This is a genomic window from Acinetobacter sp. V2 (assembly GCF_001188385.1).
GTDB classification, from domain to species: Bacteria; Pseudomonadota; Gammaproteobacteria; order Pseudomonadales; family Moraxellaceae; genus Acinetobacter; species Acinetobacter oleivorans.
Genome location: NZ_JZFB01000003.1, coordinates 391,141 through 397,571, shown reverse-complemented (window position 1 = coordinate 397,571; position 6,431 = coordinate 391,141). Strand labels below are relative to the sequence as shown.

Below are 6,431 nucleotides of genomic sequence, written 5' to 3'. Positions count from 1 at the left end.
GTCATCCAATAAATAGCTTTTTTACAGGCATTAAAAAAGCCCGTTTCACGGGCTTTTCTGCAACGGTGAGCAATCTAAGATTTGTGTCTATCCATCTCTTACATGCTCTTTGCTAGCTATATGTAAGGTCCTATCGTATCTTTTGCCCTGTCCCAAGTTTCCCTGTGGATCGAGGAGATATTACGATTACCTTAGGTACAGTTATAGCACATTATTTATTCATGGCTAGTCTTGTTCACGTTTTTTTACAAATGAATAAAATAGCATCCAACCTTAATATTTAAGGGTTTTCTACCCCATTTTGATATTGGCGAGCACTATCGCAAATTGGATACCACTTCACTTTTGAAGACACAAAAGCATGAGAAATGACAGATGTCGATATTTCTTCATTAATGAGTCCTACCCTTAAACGCACCACTTCAGGTTTATCTAAACGTTCACTCCAAATCGGTGAACCACAGGTTTTACAGAACACTCTCTTTTTATTAGGCGATGCAAAATAAGCCTGTAACAGGTTTTCACCCTGCACAACATTTAAGTCTCTTTTTTGTACTTGAGTAATAGCAGCGAAAGCAGCACCTTGGGCTTTTTGGCACTGCGTACAATGACAAACCATAATGGGTTCTAATTCGGCATTAATGTGCAGTTGAATCCCATTACAAAGACAAGAAGCTGTATAAGCCATGATTTTTCCTTTTTTATTTTAATAAAACTTAGCTTACACCCACACCTTTTTCAATGTGATCTAAAATGGCACAAGAAGCTTGCTGGTTGCCGCAGCAATCATCGGCTGAAGCCTGCAAAATATTGACCATTTCTTGAAGATGGGCAATTTTCTGTTTTAATTCGGCAATGTGTTTGACGGTTAAGGCTTTCACCTCTGCACTCTGCCGATCGGTATTTTTCCAAAGCGAAATAAGCTCTTTCATCTGTTCAGATGAAAAACCTAACTCCCGAGCATGCTTTAAGAAGTTTAAAGTTTTAAGGTCTGTTTCTGAATAAATGCGATAGCCAGAAGCAGAACGCTGAGCTGCTTCAAGTAAACCGATTTCTTCATAGTAGCGAATCATTTTCGCCGAAATGCCTGAATGTTTGGATGCCTGACCGATATTCATCTCACACCTCAAATATTAAATTTGGTTTAAGACCTGCTGTCATGATCTTAAACCAAAAGTTGATTTTCAGCACCCTTACTGTACTGGCGCATGAAAACGTTTTAAGCGTAATGCATTGCCTAAAACAAAAACCGAAGAAAGTGCCATCGCGCCTGCTGCAAACATAGGTGAAAGTAACACACCAAATGCTGGATAAAGCGCACCTGCTGCAATTGGAATTAAAGCAACGTTATATACAAATGCCCAAAACAGGTTTTGACGTATGTTTCGCATGGTTGCTTTACTTAATGCAATTGCGTTCGGTACGCCTTTTAAACTACCAGACATCAACACAACATCGGCAGCTTCAATGGCAACATCTGTTCCTGTACCAATGGCTAAGCCGACATCTGCTTGCGCCAAGGCTGGTGCATCGTTAATGCCATCACCTACAAAGGCCAAACGACCATATTGTTTTTGCAGTTGGCGAACTGTGTCCACTTTGCCTTCAGGTAAAACCTCTGCCACAACTTCATCAATGTTCAGCTTTTTAGCAATCGCTTGCGCCGTATGACGGTTATCTCCTGTAATCATGGCAACCTTGAGACCTAATTGATGCAAGGCCTCAATCGCAGCATAGGTTGTTTCTTTAATTGGGTCTGCCACGGCAATAATTGCTGCAAGTTGCTGATCGATAGCGACATATAGCGGTGTTTTGCCTTCTTCACCTAATTGAGCCGCAATCGCTTGGAATGAGCTGGCGTCTAAACCAAGTTGGTGCATATAACGATCTGCGCCAATTTGTACTTTTTGACCTGATACTTCAGCCTCAATACCTGAACCTGTAATCGAGTTAAATGCTGTCACGGGTAATAAAGTTAGACCCTCAGTCTCTGCTGCTTGAACAATCGCAAGAGCAATTGGATGTTCAGACTTGGCTTCGACTGAAGCAACTAAAGTTAGTACTTGTTCACGCTCGAAACCTGATTGCACATTAAAGTCTGTCAGTGTCGGTTTACCCTCGGTCAGTGTGCCCGTTTTATCAACAGCCACCACTTGCGCTTCTTGTAAAAGCTGCAAAGCCTCACCTTTACGGAACAAGACACCTAATTCAGCACCACGTCCAGTACCGACCATAATAGAAGTTGGTGTTGCAAGCCCCATCGCACAAGGACAAGCAATAATCAGTACCGCAACAGCATTCACCAAACCAAAAGTCAGCGCAGGCTCTGGCCCAAAAATAAACCAAACCAAGAAAGTGATTGCAGCAATTAGCATGACAGCCGGTACAAACCACATGGTGACTTTATCGACCAAACCCTGAATCGGAAGTTTAGAACCTTGAGCTTGTTCAACCATGCGAATAATTTGTGAAAGTACAGACGAGCTACCCACTGCGGTTGCCCGAATGTTCAGTGCTCCGTTTTGATTGACCGTACCACCGACCACCTGATGCCCTACTATTTTTTCAACGGGAACAGGCTCACCCGTAATCATAGATTCATCAATGTAGCTGTGCCCTTCGACTACTTCACCATCGACTGGCACACGTTCACCCGGACGAATTTCTACAATAGTTCCACTGACCACTTCGGCAACAGCAACTTCCACCACTTGACCGTCACGCTGAATACGAGCTGTTTTAGGCTGCATTCCTACCAAATGTTGAATGGCTTGCGAGGTTCGTCCTTTGGCTTTGGCTTCAAAATATCGCCCAAGCAAAATTAAACTGACAATAACGGCAGCAGCTTCAAAGTAAACATTGACCGTGCCTTGGGGTAACACATGCGGCATAAAGGTTGCCACAACTGAAAAACAGTAGGCGGCTAAGGTGCCAACAGCAACCAGCGAGTTCATATCTGGTGCTAAACGCCATAAGGCTGGAATCCCTTTTTGGTAAAAACGGCGACCAGGGAAAACGAGTACTAATGTGGTCAAAACAAATTGTAAAAGCCAGCTATTGTATTGACCAATAGTGTGCATGACCCACATGTGAAAAGCTGGAATGAGATGTGAACCCATTTCCAAAATAAACACAGGTAAAGCCAATACAACCGAAATGATCAAATCTTTTTTAAGCTGATCTAACTCTGACGCTTTTTTATCGAGTTGCTCATCTTGATTTTTTTCAGATGCTTTCGCGTCGTAACCTGCTTTTTTAACAGCGCGAATTAAGTCATCGACATTGACCGATGCATCTGCCTGCACCCAAGCCTGCTCTGTTGCTAAATTGACTGTAGCTTCTTGAACGCCGTCTACTTTTTTTAGGGCTTTTTCAACTCGTGCAACACAAGATGCACAGGTCATGCCCTCAATAGACAACTCCACTGGCGCAGCTTTTGGAACATCATAACCTGCTCGTTCAACTGCTTTAACCAGTGCTTCGCGGTGGATCGGTTGATTTGAATAAACAACAGCTTTTTCTGTTGCCAAATTAACGTTGGCAATCTCTACATTTTCAACTTTCTTAAGTGCTTTTTCGACACGACCTACACACGAGGCACAGGTCATGCCTTCGATTGGAAGTGTTTCACTATATGCTGGCAATTTTGTGTTTTTTGAGTCCATCAAACACCTCTGCAAATCTGCAAAATTTAATATTCTGTATTGAGCATACAGATTCCCATCATGGGAAGGTCAAGCATATTTTTTTAAAAATTTGGTCTTGACCTTACAATCATGACAAGGTTTAGACTCTGTGTTATCCAAACAAACATCTCATTCTTGATGGAGTATGAACATGAAACTACTTATTGAAAACATGACTTGTGGTGGCTGCGCTCGTGGTGTGACTGCAACGATTCAAGATATCGACCCAAATGCAAAAGTAGATGTAGACTTAGCGACCAAAATCGTCACTGTTGAAAGCAGTGAAAGCGTCGATAAAATTACTGAAGCACTTGAAGAAGATGGTTTCCCAGCTCAAGTGCAATAATGAATAAGGCCTAACGTTTAAAGTTAGGCCTTTATTTTTGAGCGTGTTGATATTGACTCAAAGCTGAAATTTTTTAATTCGATAGTCCAGTGCCGCCCGAGATATTCCCAATAAACGTGCCGCTTCAGACACATTATGATTTGCCTTTTTTAAAGCCGTTAAAATTAACTGCTTCTCGTGTTCTTCTAAATTAAACTCTGCCTGCAACAATTGCTCAAAGTCGGTTTCAACAGCTACAGCCTGCTCTGGGTCATGCTTAATCTGTGGGAAAATGGCATTTAACTTAATCAGTTGCTGATCGTCCGTTAATAAAACCGCCCTTTCTAATAAATTTTCCAACTCGCGAATATTACCCGGCCATTCATATTGCTGCATAAAAACTTTGGTCTTTTCACTTACACCCTGAATGGTTTTACCGTACATTTTTTCAAAGCGATGAAGAAAGTGTTCAACCAGTAAAGGAATGTCTTCACGGCGCTCCCGCAAAGGTGGAATCTGCACTGGAAAAATATTTAAGCGATAATACAAATCTGCCCGAAATCGTCCTGTTTTCACCGCTTGTTCAAGATCTTCATTGGTTGCTGTAATTACACGAACATCTAAAATACGAGTTTGTGAGTCTCCTACTCGCTCAAATTCACCTTCTTGCAAAATGCGTAATAGTGCTGCTTGTGCACGAGGTGAAAGCTCAATCACTTCGTCTAAAAAAATAGTACCGCCATTGGCTCGTTCAAACTTCCCCAAGCGAGATTGATGCGCTCCTGTATAGGCACCCTTTTCTACCCCAAATAGTTCAGACTCAATTAACTCTGGTGGAATCGCTGCACAATTTACCGCAATAAAAGGTTGCTCTTTTCTTTGGCTATTTTCATGAACCCCTCGTGCAAAAGCTTCTTTACCAACGCCTGTTTCACCTTGTAGTAAAATAGAAACTTTCGAACCCGCAGCTTTTGTTAATAATGCACAGACCTGTTTATAAGATGCTGACTTACCCACAGAACTAAATAATTGGTAATCGGCTTCACTGTCGCTATAAATTGATTTTTTAAGTTCAAACAGTTCAGCCTGCAACGCAATGAGTTCTTTTTCCATGGGTTCGGGAGACATGAACTGAATCAGCTCATCAGCATTTCCCCACTCTTCTAAAGGCTTACCGATAATACGGCAATGCTCGTGGCCACACGCTTTACACTCTATTTCTTGATAAATAATGGTCATGCCCGTCGCAAAACTACTGTAGCCGCATGCATAACCCAGAAGCATCCAGCACGCTGGTTCATCACTTGGACCAAAATGCTCTAAATGCACATCGGCTTCAAAAGAGTTGAGCCAATTTAAATCGGCATAAAACTGTTTTTTATCGTGGCTTAAATTGAGCTGGTTGGCCTGTACTTGAACCATTCCGCGAATCGCATGCATTTGTGGGCCTGCCATAAAAGCATCGTGTTCATTTAAATCGGGACGCATTTTTGTTGTAACTTCTGCATCTTTTAACCCTGCTTGATACCCTAATCGAATAAAGAAACGCTTAGTCCGCTCAAGCCCAATCATGTGTGCTAAATCTTTACGCAAATATCCCATAATGCTGGTGTGTAAAAGCAGCATCCGATATTCATCAAACCAGATTTGGCCGTGGGCAGTATCAAACTGCAATTTAGACAGCAAATCGTGAATTTCTTGCGGATGATCTGCGTATCGTCCCGTTGTATCGTATTTTACTCGAGCCATGAGTGATCTGTTTTAATCCATTAAACACATTTGGGTTTTATCTCATCTTATCGAAGAACCAGATAAATGTCCTAGTACCTTAAAGACATAACTTCATACTAAAAAAGTATTTCTAAACCTCTCCATTTAAAGCCCTAAACAATCTAAAAAGAAATTTTTACGACCCACTTCATCAAATCATGAATATCTCTATTTCACCATTCAAAAAAATTCATGAAATGGTGAATTTTAAAAATGCTGCACTTTTAATAAAAAAACTAAGCAATTGTTTTTAATAATAAAAATAAAGTTGGCATAGCTTTTGTAAAGCTTATAGCGAGAGCAAGGAGCATTCATCAATTTCAAGACCATGTCTTGATGGAGTACAGCATGACGCAACCTCAAGTCGAAGAATTAACCAAATATATTCGGGTCACTGGCGACTTAAACGCAGAGTTTATCGAATTCGATTTTGCCATTCACGACCCAAGTCTATTTGTGGAACTGGTTTTGCCTAAACATGCATTTAATGATTTTTGTAAGACCAATCGAGTAGTTGAAATGACCCAAGAGCAACAAGCTTTTAATGATGCTCAGGAAGAAAAATGGCGCTATGGCACTGAAGCCACCTTAGTCGGCACGCAACGTAATAGCAACGATCACGATGATCAGATGTAAAAAATATAAGGAGA

Annotated in this window: 6 protein-coding genes; 2 read left to right on the top strand and 4 right to left on the bottom strand. The window is 41.3% G+C overall.

What is annotated here, in order from left to right; genetic code table 11:
• Positions 1-280: 280 nt before the first annotated feature.
• The 3 genes from UC75_RS12680 to UC75_RS12670 form a co-directional block, all read right to left on the bottom strand.
• Complete coding sequence (locus UC75_RS12680) at positions 281-688, bottom strand: GFA family protein (RefSeq protein ID WP_049837808.1); 408 nt, start codon at positions 686-688, stop codon at positions 281-283.
• A 28-nt stretch (positions 689-716) separates the two neighbouring features.
• The gene (gene cueR / locus UC75_RS12675; RefSeq protein ID WP_004642046.1) at positions 717-1,118 is read right to left on the bottom strand and encodes a Cu(I)-responsive transcriptional regulator; all 402 of its coding nucleotides are present in this window, start codon (positions 1,116-1,118) and stop codon (positions 717-719) included.
• A 75-nt stretch (positions 1,119-1,193) separates the two neighbouring features.
• A complete protein-coding gene (locus UC75_RS12670) occupies positions 1,194-3,665 on the bottom strand; it encodes a heavy metal translocating P-type ATPase (RefSeq protein ID WP_049837807.1) in 2,472 nt (823 codons plus the stop codon).
• Between the two features lie 166 nt (positions 3,666-3,831).
• Here UC75_RS12670 and UC75_RS12665 point away from each other — a divergent pair, with 166 nt between their 5' ends.
• A complete protein-coding gene (locus tag UC75_RS12665) occupies positions 3,832-4,032 on the top strand; it encodes a heavy-metal-associated domain-containing protein (RefSeq protein WP_077162564.1) in 201 nt (66 codons plus the stop codon).
• A gap of 57 nt (positions 4,033-4,089) precedes the next feature.
• On the opposite strand, the gene mobR is transcribed toward UC75_RS12665, so the two are convergent.
• A complete protein-coding gene (gene mobR, locus UC75_RS12660) occupies positions 4,090-5,760 on the bottom strand; it encodes a phenol degradation transcriptional regulator MobR (RefSeq protein WP_049837806.1) in 1,671 nt (556 codons plus the stop codon).
• Between the two features lie 369 nt (positions 5,761-6,129).
• Here mobR and UC75_RS12655 point away from each other — a divergent pair, with 369 nt between their 5' ends.
• Complete coding sequence (locus UC75_RS12655) at positions 6,130-6,417, top strand: phenol hydroxylase subunit (RefSeq protein ID WP_049837805.1); 288 nt, start codon at positions 6,130-6,132, stop codon at positions 6,415-6,417.
• The last annotated feature ends 14 nt before the right edge of the window (positions 6,418-6,431 follow it).

Bases quoted from the DNA above. Each gene is read 5' to 3' on its own strand.
- UC75_RS12680 (WP_049837808.1), bottom strand. From the start codon at position 688: ATGGCTTATACAGCTTCTTGTCTTTGTAATGGGATTCAACTGCACATT.
- cueR (WP_004642046.1), bottom strand. From the start codon at position 1,118: ATGAATATCGGTCAGGCATCCAAACATTCAGGCATTTCGGCGAAAATG.
- UC75_RS12670 (WP_049837807.1), bottom strand. From the start codon at position 3,665: ATGGACTCAAAAAACACAAAATTGCCAGCATATAGTGAAACACTTCCA.
- UC75_RS12665 (WP_077162564.1), top strand. From the start codon at position 3,832: ATGAACATGAAACTACTTATTGAAAACATGACTTGTGGTGGCTGCGCT.
- mobR (WP_049837806.1), bottom strand. From the start codon at position 5,760: ATGGCTCGAGTAAAATACGATACAACGGGACGATACGCAGATCATCCG.
- UC75_RS12655 (WP_049837805.1), top strand. From the start codon at position 6,130: ATGACGCAACCTCAAGTCGAAGAATTAACCAAATATATTCGGGTCACT.